The 17,493-nt window shown below is 49.6% G+C and carries 15 protein-coding genes; 11 read left to right on the plus strand and 4 right to left on the minus strand.

What is annotated here, in order from left to right:
• Nucleotides 1-10 precede the first annotated feature (10 nt).
• The gene (locus FT643_RS18235) at nt 11-1,180 is read left to right on the plus strand and encodes a glycosyltransferase family 4 protein (protein WP_156872851.1); all 1,170 of its coding nucleotides are present in this window, start codon (nt 11-13) and stop codon (nt 1,178-1,180) included.
• Nucleotides 1,181-1,182: 2 nt separating this feature from the next.
• The gene (locus FT643_RS18240) at nt 1,183-1,587 is read left to right on the plus strand and encodes a GFA family protein (RefSeq protein WP_156872852.1); all 405 of its coding nucleotides are present in this window, start codon (nt 1,183-1,185) and stop codon (nt 1,585-1,587) included.
• Between the two features lie 47 nt (nt 1,588-1,634).
• On the opposite strand, the gene ppk1 is transcribed toward FT643_RS18240, so the two are convergent.
• Together ppk1 and hemB are read right to left on the minus strand one after the other, a co-directional pair.
• Nucleotides 1,635-3,764 carry a polyphosphate kinase 1 gene (gene ppk1, locus FT643_RS18245; protein WP_156872853.1) on the minus strand — a complete coding sequence of 710 codons (2,130 nt, stop codon included), beginning with the start codon at nt 3,762-3,764 and terminating at the stop codon, nt 1,635-1,637.
• A 16-nt stretch (nt 3,765-3,780) separates the two neighbouring features.
• Nucleotides 3,781-4,794, minus strand: coding sequence for a porphobilinogen synthase (hemB, locus tag FT643_RS18250; RefSeq protein WP_156872854.1), 1,014 nt, complete (start codon nt 4,792-4,794; stop codon nt 3,781-3,783).
• A 60-nt stretch (nt 4,795-4,854) separates the two neighbouring features.
• Between hemB and FT643_RS23950 the strand changes: the two genes are divergently transcribed.
• The 8 genes from FT643_RS23950 (at nt 4,855) to FT643_RS18285 (ending at nt 13,298) form a co-directional block, all read left to right on the plus strand.
• The gene (locus tag FT643_RS23950; protein ID WP_317622063.1) at nt 4,855-5,538 is read left to right on the plus strand and encodes a TVP38/TMEM64 family protein; all 684 of its coding nucleotides are present in this window, start codon (nt 4,855-4,857) and stop codon (nt 5,536-5,538) included.
• Nucleotides 5,535-6,995, plus strand: coding sequence for a dihydrolipoyl dehydrogenase family protein (locus FT643_RS18255; RefSeq protein ID WP_317622064.1), 1,461 nt, complete (start codon nt 5,535-5,537; stop codon nt 6,993-6,995). Before FT643_RS23950 ends, FT643_RS18255 begins: the two co-directional genes overlap by 4 nt.
• A 45-nt stretch (nt 6,996-7,040) precedes the next feature.
• Nucleotides 7,041-7,289 (plus strand): DUF2164 domain-containing protein, encoded by a 249-nt coding sequence (locus FT643_RS18260; RefSeq protein WP_156872855.1) that lies wholly within the window; start codon nt 7,041-7,043, stop codon nt 7,287-7,289.
• 118 nt (nt 7,290-7,407) lie between these two features.
• The gene (locus FT643_RS18265; protein ID WP_156872856.1) at nt 7,408-7,791 is read left to right on the plus strand and encodes a RidA family protein; all 384 of its coding nucleotides are present in this window, start codon (nt 7,408-7,410) and stop codon (nt 7,789-7,791) included.
• 164 nt (nt 7,792-7,955) lie between these two features.
• Entirely contained in the window at nt 7,956-8,612 is a 657-nt protein-coding gene (gene elbB / locus FT643_RS18270) for an isoprenoid biosynthesis glyoxalase ElbB (protein WP_156872857.1), read from the plus strand.
• A 428-nt stretch (nt 8,613-9,040) separates the two neighbouring features.
• Nucleotides 9,041-10,039, plus strand: coding sequence for a hypothetical protein (locus FT643_RS18275; protein ID WP_156872858.1), 999 nt, complete (start codon nt 9,041-9,043; stop codon nt 10,037-10,039).
• A gap of 71 nt (nt 10,040-10,110) precedes the next feature.
• Complete coding sequence (locus FT643_RS18280; protein WP_156872859.1) at nt 10,111-11,709, plus strand: MBOAT family O-acyltransferase; 1,599 nt, start codon at nt 10,111-10,113, stop codon at nt 11,707-11,709.
• A 338-nt stretch (nt 11,710-12,047) separates the two neighbouring features.
• Nucleotides 12,048-13,298, plus strand: coding sequence for an HD-GYP domain-containing protein (locus FT643_RS18285; RefSeq protein WP_156872860.1), 1,251 nt, complete (start codon nt 12,048-12,050; stop codon nt 13,296-13,298).
• 18 nt (nt 13,299-13,316) lie between these two features.
• On the opposite strand, the gene FT643_RS18290 is transcribed toward FT643_RS18285, so the two are convergent.
• Both FT643_RS18290 and FT643_RS18295 read right to left on the minus strand, forming a co-directional pair.
• Nucleotides 13,317-15,230 carry an ATP-binding cassette domain-containing protein gene (locus FT643_RS18290; protein WP_156872861.1) on the minus strand — a complete coding sequence of 638 codons (1,914 nt, stop codon included), beginning with the start codon at nt 15,228-15,230 and terminating at the stop codon, nt 13,317-13,319.
• 122 nt (nt 15,231-15,352) lie between these two features.
• Complete coding sequence (locus FT643_RS18295) at nt 15,353-16,402, minus strand: histidine kinase (RefSeq protein WP_156872862.1); 1,050 nt, start codon at nt 16,400-16,402, stop codon at nt 15,353-15,355.
• A gap of 258 nt (nt 16,403-16,660) precedes the next feature.
• On the opposite strand from FT643_RS18295, the gene FT643_RS18300 reads away from it, so the two are divergent.
• Nucleotides 16,661-17,395 carry an FKBP-type peptidyl-prolyl cis-trans isomerase gene (locus FT643_RS18300; protein WP_198043669.1) on the plus strand — a complete coding sequence of 245 codons (735 nt, stop codon included), beginning with the start codon at nt 16,661-16,663 and terminating at the stop codon, nt 17,393-17,395.
• The last annotated feature ends 98 nt before the right edge of the window (nt 17,396-17,493 follow it).

Raw genomic sequence — 17,493 nt, forward strand, 5'->3', positions numbered from 1 at the left:
GGCTTTGCTAATGAATGAAGTCGCTCGAAAAATCAATATTTTGATCGTAGTCGATAAGTTTGTGTTCCATGGTGCGACCATCAACGGGCCTTCTCGATATTATTCATGGATGCTTGAAAATATAGATAAAAATATTTTTTATGTCACTGTTGTGTCCTTGCGAGGGGATACCGGTGCGGACCATTTGTTTCGAAAGTCAGGGCACACCGTTATCTATATGAACAGCCATAAGTTTAACTTCATGGCGTTTCTGAAAGTGACCAGAATTATCCGAAGACTTAAAATAGACCTATTGCATTTGTCTGGTTACGCCGCTTGCACGTTAGGCAGGATTGCTGCTGGTATTACCGGTACTGCGGTAATCGTACATGAGCATTGGGCGGATCCGAATTTGCCTTTTTATATCACGCTCATCGAATCCGTTTTGGCCTATAAAACGGATCATGCTATTGCGATTTCCGAGGTGGCAAAGCAGACTCTGGTGGAAGGCAAAAAGATACCGGAAAATAAGGTTTCGATCATCCGCAATGGTATACCCCTGGATCGATTCGGTAAGACAACGTCAGCGCAGGCGAGTGAATTCAGGACCGAGATCGGGGTTACTGACGATGTGATGCTGATTGGTGTGGTCGGGATGCTGGAGCAAAACAAGGGCCACAAATACGTCATTGAAGCGATGGAAAAGGTAGTAGCCCAATTTCCGCAGGCTAAACTGCTCATAATCGGAGAAGGAGAAGAGCGGCCTCGGTTAACCAAACAGATAAAAGCACTCGGATTAACTAAAAATATTCAACTATTAGGTATACGGGATGACGTGGCGATCATTGATCGCGCGCTGAATATTTTCATCGTCGCTTCTTTTCGTGAGACTGCCTCGTTGGCTGCACTCGAAGCGATGGCTTCCGGCTGTGCACTCATTACAACCGACTGTGGTGGACCCACAGAATTCATCCGCAACGACGAAAATGGGTTGATCGTTCCGATTAAAGATAGTCCTGCTATGGCTGATGCGATCGTGAAGTTGCTGGGTGACCCGGAATTACGCCAACGGCTTACTAGAAGTGCGAAAATGGAAAGTGAGCAGTTTGATATGGTCAATGTAACGAAAAAAATCGAAGCACTTTACAAAACGGTGTGCCTTGATAAAATCCCGGACTTGAAAGTAATCGAAGGAAGTTAAATATGTACACGGGAAGTTGCCTTTGTGGTGGTGTGAGTTTTGAGATTGTAGGTGAGCTGGAGCCCATCCAGATTTGTCACTGTACGCAGTGCAGGAAGGCTCAGGGCACGGCGATTGCCACCAATATTCCGGTGCAGGAAGACCGTTTTAAACTGCTGAGTGGCAGTGTGTTGCTGACTTCCTACGAATCTTCACCTGGAAAGCAAAGAGTTTTTTGTAGGGTCTGTGGCTCACCGGTGATGAGCAAAACAGCGAAATTACCCGGTGTGGTGAGAGTCCGGGCGGGTACTCTGAATGGCGAATTGAAAACCCGTGCGCAGTGTCATTTTTATACGAGGGACAAAGCCAATTGGTTTGAGATGAAAGATGATTTGCCTAGCTTTGAGCAAGGTTACATCAAGAGCTGAAGATAACCTTGCCTGAAGTAGAGGCGACGCCGTTTGTCATTGTGCGCTTAACTCAACTTTTCCACCAGGTAAGCCTGCGCGGACCGCCGCTCTTCACCTTCACCCGGGGATAGGCGAGTGTAACTGCCGTCGGAATTCATAATCCAGGCCTGGTAGTTGTCTTGCAAGTAGATTTCCAGGCCTTGCCGGTAGGCTCTTTTTCGTAGTTTCGGATCAATGATCGGGAAGGCTATTTCAACTCGGCGATAGAGGTTCCGCTCCATTAAATCGGCACTGGCGCAATAAATAGAATAGTCACCGTTATTGTGAAAGTAATACACGCGGGTGTGTTCCAGAAAACGCCCCACTACCGAGCGCACCTCGATGTTTTCCGAAACCCCGGGAATGCCCGGGCGCAAGCAGCACATGCCGCGCACAATCAGTTTAATTTCTACCCCGGCCTGTGAAGCCTTATACAGCTCCTGGATGGTTTTCTGATCGGTCAGTGAGTTGCATTTGAAGATGATTTTGGCTGGCAGGCCATTTTGCGCATTATTGCATTCCTGCTGGATATTCTGAACCAGCAACTCCTGCTGCAGGGTAAAAGGCGAGTGATACAGATGCTTCAAGGTAGCAGGTCGGCCCATTCCGGTGAGTTCCTGGAAGATCTTGTGAACATCTTCGGCCAGTTCTTCATTACAGGTAAGCAAGCTGTAATCGGAATACAGGCGCGCATTACCCGCATGATAGTTGCCGGTTCCAAGATGCACATAGCGCCTGAGTTTGGCGCCTTCACGACGTACCACCAACATCATTTTGGCGTGCGTTTTGTGGCCGACAATGCCGTACACCACAACGGCACCGGCTTCTTGCAGCCGGCTTGCAATTTCGATATTGCTTTCTTCATCAAAGCGGGCCCGCAGTTCCACAACCGCGGTGACTTCCTTGCCGTTGCGGGCCGCTTCCACCAGCAGATCCAGAATTTCTGAGTTGGTTCCGGTACGGTACAGTGTCTGCTTGATGGCGACCACGTCTTTGTCCCGTGCCGCCTGGCGTAAAAAGCTGATCACCGGATGAAAGGATTCATAGGGATGGTTAAGCAGAATGTCGCCACTGTTCATTGCTTCGAACATGCGGTCGCTGCGCTTCAGGTCATTGGGCAGTTTGGGTTTGAAGGACGGGAACTCCTGGTGCGTCTTCGCCACATCCAGCACCGACATCATCCGAGTCAGGTTGACGGGGCCGGTGACTTTGTAGAGTTGTGATTCTTCCAGCCCGAATTTATTCAGTAAGAAGCTAATCAGTTCATCGGGCATGTTGTCGGCGACTTCCAGACGTACTTCTTCACCGTATCGGCGGGAGTAAAGCTCACCTTTTAATGCCGCTGATAGATCGTCCACTTTTTCCTCGTCCAGGAACAGGTCTGAATTTCGGGTTAAGCGGAATTGATAGCAGCCGGTGGATTTCATGCCGGGGAATAAGTAGCCCGCATGGTAATGAATAATGGAAGACAGGAAGATAAAGTTATCGCCCCCCTCACAGACTTCATCGGGCATGCGAATAATGCGGGGCAAGGATTTGGGGGCGGGTACCACGGCCATTCCCAGTTTTCGACCGAAGGCGTCGTTGCCTTCCAGGGTGACCAGGAAGTTCAGACTTTTGTTTACCAGCCGTGGAAAGGGGTGTGCCAGATCCAGGCCGATGGGGGTCAACACCGGAGCCACCTGCTGCCGGAAGTAATGTTTAATCCACTGCACCTGCGGCGCAGTCCAGCTATCACGAGCGATGAATCGAATGTTCTCCTGTGCCATCAAGGGTAACAGCTCGTCATTTAGTAAGTTATATTGACGTTCTATGGCGCGGTGGCAACTATCGCTGATGGTGCGCATCACGTCCTTTGGATGCATGCCGTCGGCTTCGGGTCGCGCCTGGTTGTAGGCAATGTCCCGTTGCAGGCCTGCTAGCCGCACTTCAAAAAATTCATCCATATTGCTACTGAAAATCAGTAGAAATTTGAGCCGCTCCAGCAGTGGCAGAGTGTCGTCTTCCGCTTGCGCCAGGACACGGAGGTTAAATTCGAGCAGACCGATGTGCCGGTTAACGTAATAGGCGCTGTCATTAAGGTCGATTTCCGGCTCAGTGGTCTCGGAAATTTTCTGACTGGCCGCGTCGGTAGCGGCGATTTGATTGGTGGTCATGGCTCTACAGATTCCATTATGAATTTAACAGTTCGGCAGCGGATTTCGCGAAATAAGTGAGGATGCCGTCGGCACCTGATCTTTTAATACATTTTAGTGACTCTAATATGACAGTTTCTTTGCTAAGCCATCCTTTTTCGAATGCTGCCATGTGCATCGCATATTCACCGCTCACTTGGTATACAAATGTAGGGGCTCCAAATTGTTCTTTTACCTCACGAACAATATCCAGATAGGGCATGCCGGGCTTAATCATGATCATGTCAGCACCCTCTTGTAAGTCTAGCGCGACTTCATGAAGTGCTTCCAGGCGATTGGCCGGATCCATTTGGTAAGTGAATTTATTGCCGCCTTTGAGGTTGGCCGCTGACCCGACTGCATCCCGGAATGGTCCGTAATAGGCTGACGCGTACTTGGCAGAGTAGGCTAATATGCAGACATTTATATGACCAGATGCTTCTAGCTGTTCACGAATAGAGCCGATTCTACCGTCCATCATGTCGGATGGCGCGACGATATCAGCGCCGGCTTCGGCGTGGGACACGGCTTGTTTGATCAGGGTTTCTACTGTGCGATCGTTCAGAACGTAGCCATCTTTGTCGATAATGCCGTCCTGTCCGTGGGTGGTGAACGGATCCAGCGCGACGTCGGTGATGACCCCCATTTCGGGGACGGCGTCTTTGATCGCTTTTATAGCATTTTGGGCCAGACCACCGGGGTTATAGGCCTCGCTGGCGTCTTCGGTTTTTTTATCGGCCGAGGTCACCGGAAAAATGGCGATGGCAGGCACCCCTAATTGATTGAGGTATCTGGCTTCTTGTTGCAGGATGTCGAGCGAAACCCGTTCCACTCCGGGCATGGAAGGAATTGCTTCTCTATGCCCTGTGCCTTCCAGCACAAACATGGGGTAAATCAGATCGTCGGGTGTTAGCGTGGTTTCCCGCATCAGACGGCGGGAAAAATCTTCGCGGCGCATACGGCGCATCCGTGTTGCAGGGAAAGGTCCCCGGATTAGGGTTTTATCTGACATCTTGTAACCTTTAATGGTATTGGTAGTCCTCATAATACCGAATCTGAAAGAGTAGAGGTAATGGCAAAGAAGGGATTGATCTTACTGGTTTTGTTAATCGTCGTGGTGGGTGTTTGGTACACGTTCGATTTGAATCAGTATTTTACGTTTTATTATATCCAGTCGCAGCAGGCGACCTGGGCTCAGGCGCTGGAACAAAATCCGTTGCAGGTGGCGGTGATATTTTTTTCTGTGTACGTGCTGGTAACAGCGCTCTCTTTGCCCGGAGCAGCCCTAATGACATTGGCGGCTGGGGCGTTATTCGGGGTGGTGCAAGGCACGTTGATAGCGTCGTTTGCCAGTACTATTGGTGCCTCGCTGGCGTTTTTGCTGGCGCGCTTTGTGGCGCGGGACTGGGTACAAAATAAATTTTCCGATCAACTGCAGGCAATTAACCGGGGTGTGGAGGAGGAAGGCGGGTTTTATCTGTTCAGTTTGCGTTTGATACCGGCGTTTCCCTTCTTCCTGATTAATATCGTGATGGCGTTGACTCCGATCCGGTTGTGGAGCTTTTACTGGATCAGCCAGTTGGGCATGCTTGCGGGTACGGTTGTCTATGTGAATGCAGGCACGCAACTGTCACAATTGGAATCGCTAAAAGGGATTCTGTCTGCGGATTTGATTCTGTCCTTTATTGCGTTAGGTTTGTTGCCGTTGGTAGCAAAAAAAGTCATCAACCTGATCCGGGCACGACGAAACCCATGACTGAACACAAAAAACCGAAAAAATTTGACCGTAACATGATTGTGATCGGAGCCGGGTCCGCCGGGCTGGTGACGTCCTATATTGCGGCAACGGTGAAAGCCAAGGTGACGCTGATCGAAGGACACCGTATGGGGGGGGATTGCCTGAATACCGGTTGTGTGCCGAGTAAAGCACTGTTGCGAAGCGCTGCGGTAATACATGAAATGGGTCGTGCAGCGGATTTCGGGCTCAAGCCGGTTACGGTTGATTTTGACTTTGCCGATGTGATGGATCGGGTGCAGCAGAAAATTGAAACCATTGCCCCCCACGATTCCATCGAACGTTACACCCAGCTTGGGGTGGAGTGCATAACCGGTTATGCAAAGCTGATATCACCATGGGAAGTGGAAGTAAACGGCCAGATATTGAGTGCTCGTAGTATCGTAATCGCAACCGGTGCCCGGCCGGCCTTGCCGCCCATACCGGGACTGGCGAATACCGGGTTTGTTACCTCTGATACAGTGTGGGATCTGCGTGCAAAGCCAAAAAGCATTGCGATTATGGGCGGCGGGCCGATTGGTTGTGAACTCAGTCAGGCGTTTTCACGGCTCGGCGTCGAGGTGATGCAGATTGAAATGCTGCCACGCCTGTTGATGCGTGAGGATGAGGAGGTGTCTGCGTTGGTGCTGCAACAATTCCGCGAGCAGGGGATCAGGGTGATGTTGGAGCATAAGGTGGTGGGGGTGGATCGCTATGCGCGGGATAAAGTGCTGATCTGCGAGCATCATGGGAAGCGGGTGGTGGTCAACTGCGATGAAATTCTGGTCGCGGTGGGGCGTACCGCCAATGTCGATGGGCTGGGTTTGGAAGATCTCGGTATCGAGTTAAATCCCAATCGCACGATCAAGACCGATGATTATCTGCGCACGCCTAAATTTCCTCATATATTGGCCTGTGGCGATGTGGCCGGGCCCTATCAGTTCACCCACACCGCGTCCCATCAGGCATGGTATGCCTCCGTTAATGGTCTATTTGGTTCATTAAAGAAGTTCAAAGCCGATTACTCGGTTATCCCCTGGGCCACTTTTACAGATCCTGAAGTGGCTCGGGTGGGGCTCAACGAGCTGGAGGCACAGGAGCGTAATATTCCCTATGAAGTAACCCGTTACTCCTTGTCAGGCCTGGATCGCGCGATTACCGATGACGAGACCCAGGGCTTTGTAAAAGTGCTCACCAAGCCCGGTAAAGATAAAATTCTGGGTGTTACCATTGTTGCTGCACACGCGGGGGAGCTGATCGCCGAATATGTGCTGGCAATGAAGCACGGGTTGGGGTTAAACAAATTACTCGGTACTATTCATATTTATCCCACGATGAATGAAGCCAACAAAAATACCGCGGGTGAATGGCGTAAGAACCATAAACCCGAATGGTTGCTGCGCTGGGTGGAGCGATACCATCATTGGCGGCGGCATTAATTATGGGGCAAGTTAATTAAATCAATGTTGCTGGCAGGGGCAGTCATGATTGAATTTTCAAAAAGCGAAAAAGAGCTGTTGGTCGACAAACTAAAAGACTATTTTGATGCAGAACTAAAGCAGGAAATTGGCGGATTTGACGCCGAGTTTTTGCTGGATTTTATCTCTCGTGAAATCGGGTCTTACTTTTATAATCGCGGGCTGTATGACGCGCAAAACGAACTGCAGTCCAAACTCGATGGATTGTCCGAGTGCATCTATCAACTAGAGCAACCCACGGACTTTAGCCGTTAACCGGCAATCCAGGCCCGGTCACGAAATCTTACTGCCTAAGTTCCGTATTAACGGTAAAATTCCGCTCCCGGATCACCAGGTTATATTCATCATTAACAATCAATAGGGAGCAAAGGTTTTGAATAGAAAGCTGATTTCAAGCGGGTCTGAATTTGAGTCCAAAATGGGGTATTCCAGAGCAGTCGTGGATGGAGACTATGTGTTTGTTTCCGGAACCACCGGTTATAACTACCAGGAAGGTCGTATCAGTGAGGACGTGAAAGAGCAGGCTGATCAATGTTTTAAAAATATTCAGGCGGCATTACAGGAAGCCGGTAGCTCAATCGAAAATGCGGTGCGTGTGACTTATATTGTTCCGAATCGAGATGACTTTGAACCCTGCTTTCCGGTACTCGCGAAGTGGTTGGGTGAGGTGCGTCCTGCGGCAACGGTGTTTGAAGCCCGGTTACTGGATGACAACATGAAAATTGAGATACAAGTAACCGCCCGCCTGAACGGGTAATGAGTCACGATGAGCCCAGGCCTATTCAACCGGCGTGGGCTCATTGATTCATTGCCGGTCCGCATTAACATCACGTGACCCGCGTTATATTATTCCCGAACCATTCAGATCAGTACAATCCGAGCAAAACAATCCGGTTCCATTTATCAGTAGGAGAATGAGCGATGGCTAAGAAAATAGCGATTATTTTATCAGGGTGTGGCGTTTTTGACGGCGCGGAGGTTTATGAGGCGACACTGGTGCAACTGCGCCTGGATGAGGCTGGAGTTGAGTTTCAATGTATGGCTCCTGATGTTGATCAAATGCATGTGCTGAACCATATGACAGGTGAGGAAATGCAGGAAACCAGAAATGTCCTGGTGGAGTCTGCCCGATTATGTCGCGGCAATATTATCGATGTCGCTCGGGCGGATGCCGCTGACTACGATGCGGTCATTGTGCCGGGCGGCTTCGGTGTGGCAAAAAACCTGAGTACCTTTGCTGTTGCCGGACCAGAGATGGCTACCAATGAAGCGGTACTCGGGTTCTTGCAAACCATGCGGGGTCTTAAGAAGCCCATTGGCCTGGTGTGTATCGCGCCCGTGTTGGCGCCGAAGGTATTCGGTGCGGGTGTGACCTGCACGCTTGGCAGCGATGACGATGATGCAGCCAAAGCCGTCATCGTGATGGGGGCAAAGCACCAAGCCTGCGCAGTGGAGGAAATATGCATAGATGAGCAAAACAATTTGATTACGACGCCAGCTTATATGCTGGCAGGGCGAATATCAGAAGCGTCCAGCGGAATTAGCCGGCTGGTATCAGCTGTGTTGGAGCGGGCCTGAGTAAACCAGTAATCCGAAATGTGATGGCAGTCTTGTTTTTACATAATTCAATATGTTGGATGATATTTGATCGACTCGTAAGGTCATGAAAGCCCAGTGGTTTTAGGCTCAATGAACAGAGGTGATCGGCACTTTGGGTGCCTCGCGTCGGAATATTGGTCAGACCGCCTTGTTCCCCTTCGGGAGAGCTGATATAACGCTCAGCTCTTTTGACGGACCTTAAGTGAAAAATGCTACCTGGTCGGAGGTCTACGGAAAAAGAGTGTATTAGTATCTCTGCCACTCAAGGAAATCTCTTCGAGTTGCAGCCGGGTTAAAACTGGAAAGGGGCATCGCCAGGGCACACTGCCAGCTGCTTTGTTCACTGTTTATTCGTTTTTATTATGGAAACCCGAACGTGCGTTTCTATAAATAATGGATTTGGTCTCATGAGGTTTTTCACATTTTTCCTTTCTGGATTGTTGCTGGGCGCAGTGGTATGGATGTCGGTTATTTATACTTTAATAGGTACACCCGGTGACAGCTCTATTGGCCTGCACGAAACGTTTTCTATCAAGAAAGACATCCTGACCGAGACCCCATCGCCAAGAATTATATTTGTGGGTGGGTCTGGCGTTTTAATGGGCGTGGGGGCGGATATCATCAATGAATTGGTTGGCGTACCTACGGTCAATTTTGGCATTTGGGCCGGCTTCGACCTCGTCTATCAAATGCATAATATAAAAGAGTTTCTCCGCGACGGTGATGTGGTTGTATTCTCGTTCGAATATACGAACTACGACTATCCAACCAGAATGTCCGAAGGCACCCGACAATATGTTATGCAACGTGATGAAAGCTATTTTCTGGAGCAGCCAGTAATGGAGCAGCTCAACCAGATTTTCACCCTGGGGCCGGAGGGTTTCTATAAAATACTGGCTGCCGCATTGGTTCCGAATGTGGAAGTAGAGCGGGCTTATCCCATCGAAAAAATCAACGAGTTTGGTGATCAAACGGTAAACCGGGTGGATAAGCCGGATGCTTTAAAGCAACGGATTATAAAGAATAGAGGGCCTGATAACTTCAGTCATAAAGTCGATAATATGGATCGTGGGCTCACTGCACTGGCCGATCAAATTGAGGTGTTGCGGGACAAAAAAGAAGTTAAGTTTTTGGCGACTTACCCCAATACAATTTATTTCAAAGAGTATGAAGATGGCCACTTGAACCAATTTGAGGATAAGTTTGAAGACTTCTTTGAAAAGAAAGATATTCCGGTGCTGGGGGCCGCGCGGGACTTCATGTATCCGAAAAAATACTTTTATGACACAGCCTATCATTTGAATAATCTAGGCGTTGAAAAGAGATCGAAAGCATTGGCTGAGTTGTTATTGAAAGACGGTGATATACAGAAGATGAGAAAGTACTGGAAAAACCGTTCGAGCTAAAGACAGCGGTGTGTCGGTTTGGCTGACATGTATTCGGGGTTTTCGTGATTCTTCTGTGGTAGTACTGGTTTATGCTGTTTAATTCAATCGAGTTCATTGCTTTTTTCCTGCCGTTTGTATTAGTGGCGTATTTTGCCTTACAGAAATACGCGCCGGTTAAGTTCGCTATCGGCTTTCTCGTATTCAGTTCTCTTGTTTTTTATGGTTGGTGGAAGCCGGTTTATTTGCTGCTGCTGATCTTTTCCCTTCTGGTAAATTTCTTTCTGTCACAAACGATCCTTAACCTGAATCAGCGGCAAACCGACCGCCACAAAGCATTGGCAAAGTGGACGATGATCGGGGGAGTCGTACTCAATCTGGGCTTAATTGGCTACTTTAAGTATACGGATTTTCTGATCGATACCCTGAATCAGCTATCGGGAGCCAACGTTGGTTTTCTGGATTTAATATTGCCATTGGGAATCTCGTTTTTTACCTTTCAGCAGGTGGCCTATCTGGTGGACACGTATCGGGGGATCACCACAGAGCACCGCTTTTCCTATTATTGCCTGTTTGTGACTTTTTTCCCCCAGTTGATCGCCGGGCCCATTGTCCACCACAGTTCTGTAATGCCACAATTTGAACGAGAGTCTACGTTTAGGTTTGACATCAACAACCTGAGTGTCGGCTTGTTTATTTTCAGCATCGGGCTGGCAAAAAAAGTACTCTTGGCAGACAGTATTTCCGATTTCTCGACACCGATATTCAGTGCCGTCGATAGGGGCGAATCGGTTACTACGGTCGAAGCATGGGCCGGGGCGCTGGCCTACTCCCTGCAGCTCTATTTCGATTTTTCGGGTTACTCTGATATGGCAATTGGTCTCGGCATGATGTTCGGGATTCGCTTGCCGGTTAATTTCAATTCGCCCTATAAATCAATCAATATCATTGAATTTTGGCGTCGCTGGCATATGACCCTTTCTCAGTTCCTGCGCGACTATGTTTATATTCCGTTGGGGGGAAATCGCAAGGGCACGTTGAGTCGCTACAACAACCTCATGATTACGATGCTGGTTGGTGGTCTATGGCATGGGGCCGGTTGGAATTTTATTATCTGGGGTGGGTTGCACGGTTTCTATCTGATCTGTAATCACGGGTGGCAAAACGCCAGTAAAAAGTTGCCGGCTGTATGCAATGTTTTCCGCTTCCGTCCGGTTTCGATTTTTATTACCTTTATTGCGGTGGTGTTGGCTTGGGTCTTTTTCCGGGCAGAGACCTTCAGTGGCGCCGGTGTGATGCTAACGGCGATGCTGGGGGTTGAGGGTGTCAGCTTTCCGGTGGCTTTGGAGGTCACGCTGAACCAGATGGGTAAGCATGATTTGATTTCCTTGCTGAACAGTCTTGGGGTGGTGATCAGTCCCGATCCCAGTATTATCAGAACTAAGGACTGGTTTAGCTCCGGTGTGCCGTTAATTGGCGTGCTTTTATTTGTGGCGTTCTTCATGCCCAATAGTCTGGATATGCTGCGAAAAAGCAACCTTATTCAGGGCCCCGACTGGATTATCAGCGGGTCTGTCTTAAACGGCACCAAAGGTAGGGTGATGGCGTTGGCGACCGGCGTGGTGTTTTTTGTTTCACTCATGACCATGATGACCACCAAGCAATCCGAGTTTCTTTATTTCAACTTCTGATCAATCCGTCTTTGATTGCCGAGCACGTTGCCCCTTACCCTGAATGTGAGCAGGATAGGGGGCAACGTGCTCGGCAACAAAGCCCATTTCGCCAGCGGATAAGCCCCCTATGGTTGCATAGAGACGAAACGGAAAATGCGCTACATTTGTTACAAAACAGAACAGTGCTGAACCTGTTAATTCTTTGTAAGATCTTGATATTAAAGGGCTATGTTCAGGTCCTGCTGTTTTTTTCCAGATACGATTAGCTACAATTAAAAACAACTCAAAGCAGCGCGGAATTCGGATTCTTGTTCTAAAGTTAAAAGACAAAGTAGTAGATCGAATTGCCCGAATCCATGAATCAGAATACGCCTAATGATCGTGACACCATTAAGGTGCCCATTGACGAACTTGAGCTGGGAATGCATGTGTCTGCGTTGGACCGGCCTTGGCTTGATACACCGTTTTTATTTCAGGGTTTCCCCCTGGAAGATCCCGACGATCTGGCAACGCTGCGCAATATCTGTGAATACGTTTATATCGATGTGCTGAAAGCCCGCCATGTCAGTTCCGATGCCCGAACCTCACCGGTTGACCTTGACCGATGCCCCGAGAACTACGCGCTACAGGCGAAGGTAGAAGAGGAGATCACCAAAGCCCACATCAGCTATCAGTGCAGTTTTACCGAGGTGGAGCAAATTCTGGATACCGCGTATGTGGATAAGCTGCCGGATACTCGGGTCATCCGGGAACATATCAGCGAGTGTGTCGATTCCATCGAGCGTAACCCATCGGCTATGTTGTGGCTAACCCGGATTAAGAACGCAGATAAATATACGGCAGAGCATTGCCTGAATGTAGGGTTGCTGGCAATTGCATTCGGGCGGCATCTGGGTGTGGGGCGCAAGCACATGGAGCTATTGGGGCTGTGCGGCATGTTGCATGACGTTGGCAAAATGAAAGTGGATCAGACCATTCTGAACAAGCCGGGCAAGCTGACCAAAGAAGAATATGAGCATATTAAACTGCACGTTAACTTCGGCTGGGAAATTCTGCAGCAGGATACGACTTTGCCCGAGGAAGTGATTGCCGCCTGCCACCATCACCACGAACGGCAAGATGGGCAAGGGTATCCCGATCAATTAGACGCCAATACGTTGGGGTTTTATACGAAGGTGGTCACCATAGTGGATGCCTACGATGCGATCACCAGCCAGCGTTGTTATAGTGCCGGTACGACATCAGCAGCAGCGTTAAAGATTTTATACGATAACAGCGGTACCCAGTTTGATCCCAAACTGGTGGTGAAATTTATCGAGTGTATCGGAATCTATCCTCCCGGTGCGCTGGTGGAAATGATGAGCGGTGAAGTGGGTGTTGTTATATCAGTCGATCCGGTCAACCGTTTGCTGCCCAAAGTCGCTTTGCTGTTGGATGCGAATAAAAATCCCATGCAGCAGCGAATTGTGGATTTGAAACGACAACGTGATCTGGACGCTGAACGACAGCTGAGGATCCGTAAAGTATTGATGGATGGGTCGTTTGGGGTGGACCTATTTGAATTCACCACCAGAAACATCAATATGCAAAGTGCACCGGATTTATAAGTTAGCGACGCTATCCGGCTACTGTTCTTCCAGTTCCTGTATTGTCTCTGAAAGAGTCATCCAGGCTGTCTCTGTCTCATCCAGGTCGCTTGCAATAACGCCTTGCTGTTTCAAAAGCCTGTGCAGCGAATCCTTCTGGTCGGCTTGATAAATGTCCGGATCTGCCAGGGCTTGCTCCAGTTCCGCTTTCCGACTTTCCAGCTCCGCCAACCTTTTTTCCAGTTTTTGTAGCTGAGTTTTTAGTGGCCGCAATTGTTTACGGGCTTCTGCCGCCTTTTGACGCTCGGCTTTGCGGTCCCGTTTAACATCGGAAAGGGGGGCCGATGCAGTGTCAGTCGAGTTGCCCGACGCTTGAGATGACTGGCGGAATTCCAGTAACCATTTAGCGTAGTCATCCAGGTCGCCATTAAATAACTTAACCTGGTGGTCGGCGACAAGGTACAAATCGTCTGTGGTGGCGCGTAACAAATGGCGGTCATGCGACACCAGCACCAGGCCGCCTTCATATTCCTGTAGTGCCATGGTGAGTGCCAGTCGCATCTCCAGATCCAGGTGGTTGGTGGGCTCATCCAGCAGCAGCAGGCTGGGACGGTGCCAGATGATGATGGCTAGCGCCAAACGGGCTTTTTCACCACCGGAGAAACGCGCAATGCCGGCGTTGACGGCATCACCCTGAAATCCGAAGCTGCCGAGGTAATTTCTCAGTGTTTGTTCGTCGGCCTTGGTGGCGATGCGCTGCATGGTGAGTAGGGGGGTTGCTGTTTCGTCCAGCTGATCCAGCTGGTGTTGGGCGAAGTAGCCGATCTTGCAATGCTCCCCCTTATTCTGGTGCCCCGCTATCAGTTCCAGATTACCGGCCAGCGATTTTATGAGGGTGGATTTACCGGCACCGTTGGGTCCGATGAGTCCAATTCTGGACTCGGGTGAGAGACGCAGATTCACTTTATTCAGAATCGGGGTTGAAGCGTAGCCGAGTTCGGTGTCTTCAAAATCCAATAGAGGGTCTGAGACCTTTTCCGGAGAGGGGATGGAAAAATGGAATGGTGAATCCACATGAGCCGGAGCAATTTTTTCCATGCGCTCCAGCGCTTTAACCCGACTTTGTGCTTGTTTGGCTTTGCTGGCTTTGGCTTTAAAGCGAATTATAAATTTTTGCAGGTGCTCAATCTCAGTCTGTTGTTTTTCGAATGCGGCCTGTTGATTGGCCAGGCGAGCACCGCGCTGGACTTCAAAGCTGGAATAATTACCACTGTAATAATTGAGTTGCTGATGCTCGATATGCAGAATGTGTTGCGTTACCTCATCGATAAATTCACGATCATGTGAAATCAGAATCAATGTGCCGGGATAGCTTTTGAGCCAGTCCTCAAGCCACAGAATGGCGTCCAGATCCAGGTGGTTGGTGGGCTCATCCAGCAGTAGGATGTCAGAGGGGCACATCAGCGTCTGAGCCAGATTCAGGCGAACACGCCAGCCTCCTGAGAATGATTTCACGGTCGTGGCAAACTGGTCTTGCTGAAAGCCCAGTCCAGTGAGTAATTTTGCCGCCCGGGTATTTGCGGTATAGGCATCAATATCATCCAGTTGTTGATGCAGGCGCGCAATGTCATCCACTTGGTTTTGCTGCTCGGCTTGCGCTAACCGGCTTTGATATTCCCGCAATAATTTATCACCATCCATTACATAGTCGATGGCAGAGCGATCCAGTGCTTCCACTTCCTGTGCCATGTGCGCTATCCGGGTATTAGCCGGAATTCTGACTTCGCCGGAGTCGGCACCCAAGCGTCCTTGCAGCAAGGCGAAGAGGGATGATTTGCCGCAGCCGTTCTGACCGACCAGGGCGATATGCCAGCCGGGATACGCTGTGAAATCAGCTTCTTGAATTAGACGTTTGCTGCCCCTGAAAAGGGAGACGGATTGCAGTTGAATCATGGATGGTTGCTTACGGCCAGTGAGTACAGGGAGGGCAGGATAGCGAATTAGCGGGTATGAAAAAAGGGTTGCCCTTCTACAGGAGCAACCCTTTTTCGCATTTTCCTGTTGATTACAGGGCTTTATGCGTCTTTTTCCGGATCGAAAATGCTTCGGTCCGGTGCGCTTGGCGCATCAACAGGCTTCAGTTCGAACGGCTTTTCTTCCACTTTAGGTGTCTCTGGCTCGGTAGGCTTCGGCGCTTCCGGCTTAGGGGCAACGGGCTTGGGGGATACGGGTTTCGGCGCTTCGGGCTTGGGGGCTGCAGCCGGTTTGGGTGCATCCGCCTTTTGTGCCGGAGGCTTGGGGGCAGGCTTCGGTGCCGGAGTGGGCTTGCTCGCTACGGGCTTTTCTGTTTTGGGTGTCACGGATTTCACGGCGGCCGGTTTCTTGGCGGCGGCTTTTTTCGCCGGTGCTGCTTTCTTTGCGGCTGCGACTTTCTTGGCGGGCGCTTTTTTCGCTGCGGCTTTCTTGGCAGGCGCCGCTTTTTTTACCGGTGCCTTCTTAGGGGCTGCCTTTTTGGCTGCTGTTTTCTTTGCAACGGCTTTCTTGGCAGGCGCTTTTTTGGCTGCCGCCTTCTTCACCGGGGCTTTTTTCGCTGCGGTCTTGGCAGACGCCTTTTTAACGGCGGCTTTTTTGGTTGCGGTCTTTTTCGCGGCTGCGGCTTTCTTGGCAGCGGCCTTGGCTTTGATGGCGGCTTTTTTGCGTGCATCAGCTAATTTCTTAGCTGCTGCTTTAGCCTTTATTGCGGCTTTCTTCGCTTCAGCTCTTTCTTCCGCCTGGATTTGTTTCGCTACCGCTGCCGCCGCGCGTTTAACTTTGTTGGCATTGGCGATCGATTTTTTCAGTGCGGCTTCTTCGGCTTTTGCGGAAGCCAAATTGGCTTTGGCATCTGCCAGTCTGGAATCGGCGGCAGGGGCATTCGCTTTACCGGCTGCTTTTTTTGCAGCTACGGCGGCTTTATCAACGGCTTTCTTAGCGGATACTGCTGTTTTCGCGGCGGTGGCAACCGCTTTTTTACGGGCTGCTTCCAGTTGTATTTCCAGTTTTTCGATCTGGGTTGACAGCTCAACCACCGGATCTTTTTTTACTTTAACGGCAGGTCTTTTTGCCGTGGTTTTTTTTGCTGCCATAATCAGAGTTCCTCAGCTGAGATTTTGGTGACGCGGTCGCTTGCAATTATACGTGTTGTTTAAACAATATCTACCTTTCTTGTGATAGCCCCCGCACAAATCAAGCTAAAATTTTGCTTCGATATAGTTCAGATAGTGGGGGATTCTGTTACCATCAAGCCCGATTCAAATTCAGAACAACAACATCGTAATGAACCATCATCGCTTATCAATGTCTGTTTGTTGATATTCGGATATATGCTTAAGACAGGAGAAATCATGAAGAACTATATATTGGTTGCCACCGCCTGCGCCGTTTTAGTCGCTTGTAAGGGTGAAGCAAAGAATGAAGTCGATGCGGAAGCGGCCAAGGCCGATACGGAAGTCAGCTTACAAACAGAAGATCAGAAAGTCAGTTATTCCATTGGCGTCCGTTTCGGTGAAGGGATGGGTAAAGATCTTCAGGAACTGGATCTGAAAACGTTTTACAAAGGGTTTGAGGACGGCTTTAAGGGCGTAGAACCCAAAATGACCCCGGAAGAGATGGTTGCTACCATGAATGCGCTGCAAACCCGCAAAATGGAGGAGCAGCAGAAAGCGCAGTCCGAAGCCATGGATAAGAACAAGAAAGAGGGCGAGGAATTTCTCGCTAAGAACAAAGAGCGCGACGGTGTAGAAGTGACTGAGAGTGGGTTGCAATACGAAATCATCACCGAAGGTGACGGCGAAACACCGGACTCCAACGACAAAGTGAAAGTGCACTACCATGGTACATTGCCGGACGGGACCGTTTTTGACAGTTCCGTTGAGCGTGGCGAGCCCATTGAATTTGCAGTAGACGGCGTTATCAAAGGTTGGACAGAAGCGCTGCAGATGATGAAAGTTGGCGAAAAACGCAAGCTGTTCGTGCCTTCTGACCTGGCTTACGGCGATCGTGGAGCGGGTCCGAAAATCGGCCCCAACCAGGTATTGTTGTTTGATGTTGAACTATTGGGCGTGGAAAAAGTCGACTAAGCCGCTTTGTCGTCTGGCCTGAATGTTAAAAAATACCGACTTTAAGTCGGTATTTTTTTGGCTAAAATGACAGCATGGTGGTGTCTAATGTAACAACT

Origin of the sequence: Ketobacter sp. MCCC 1A13808, from assembly GCF_009746715.1 — a bacterium.
Classification (GTDB): domain Bacteria; phylum Pseudomonadota; class Gammaproteobacteria; order Pseudomonadales; family Ketobacteraceae; genus Ketobacter.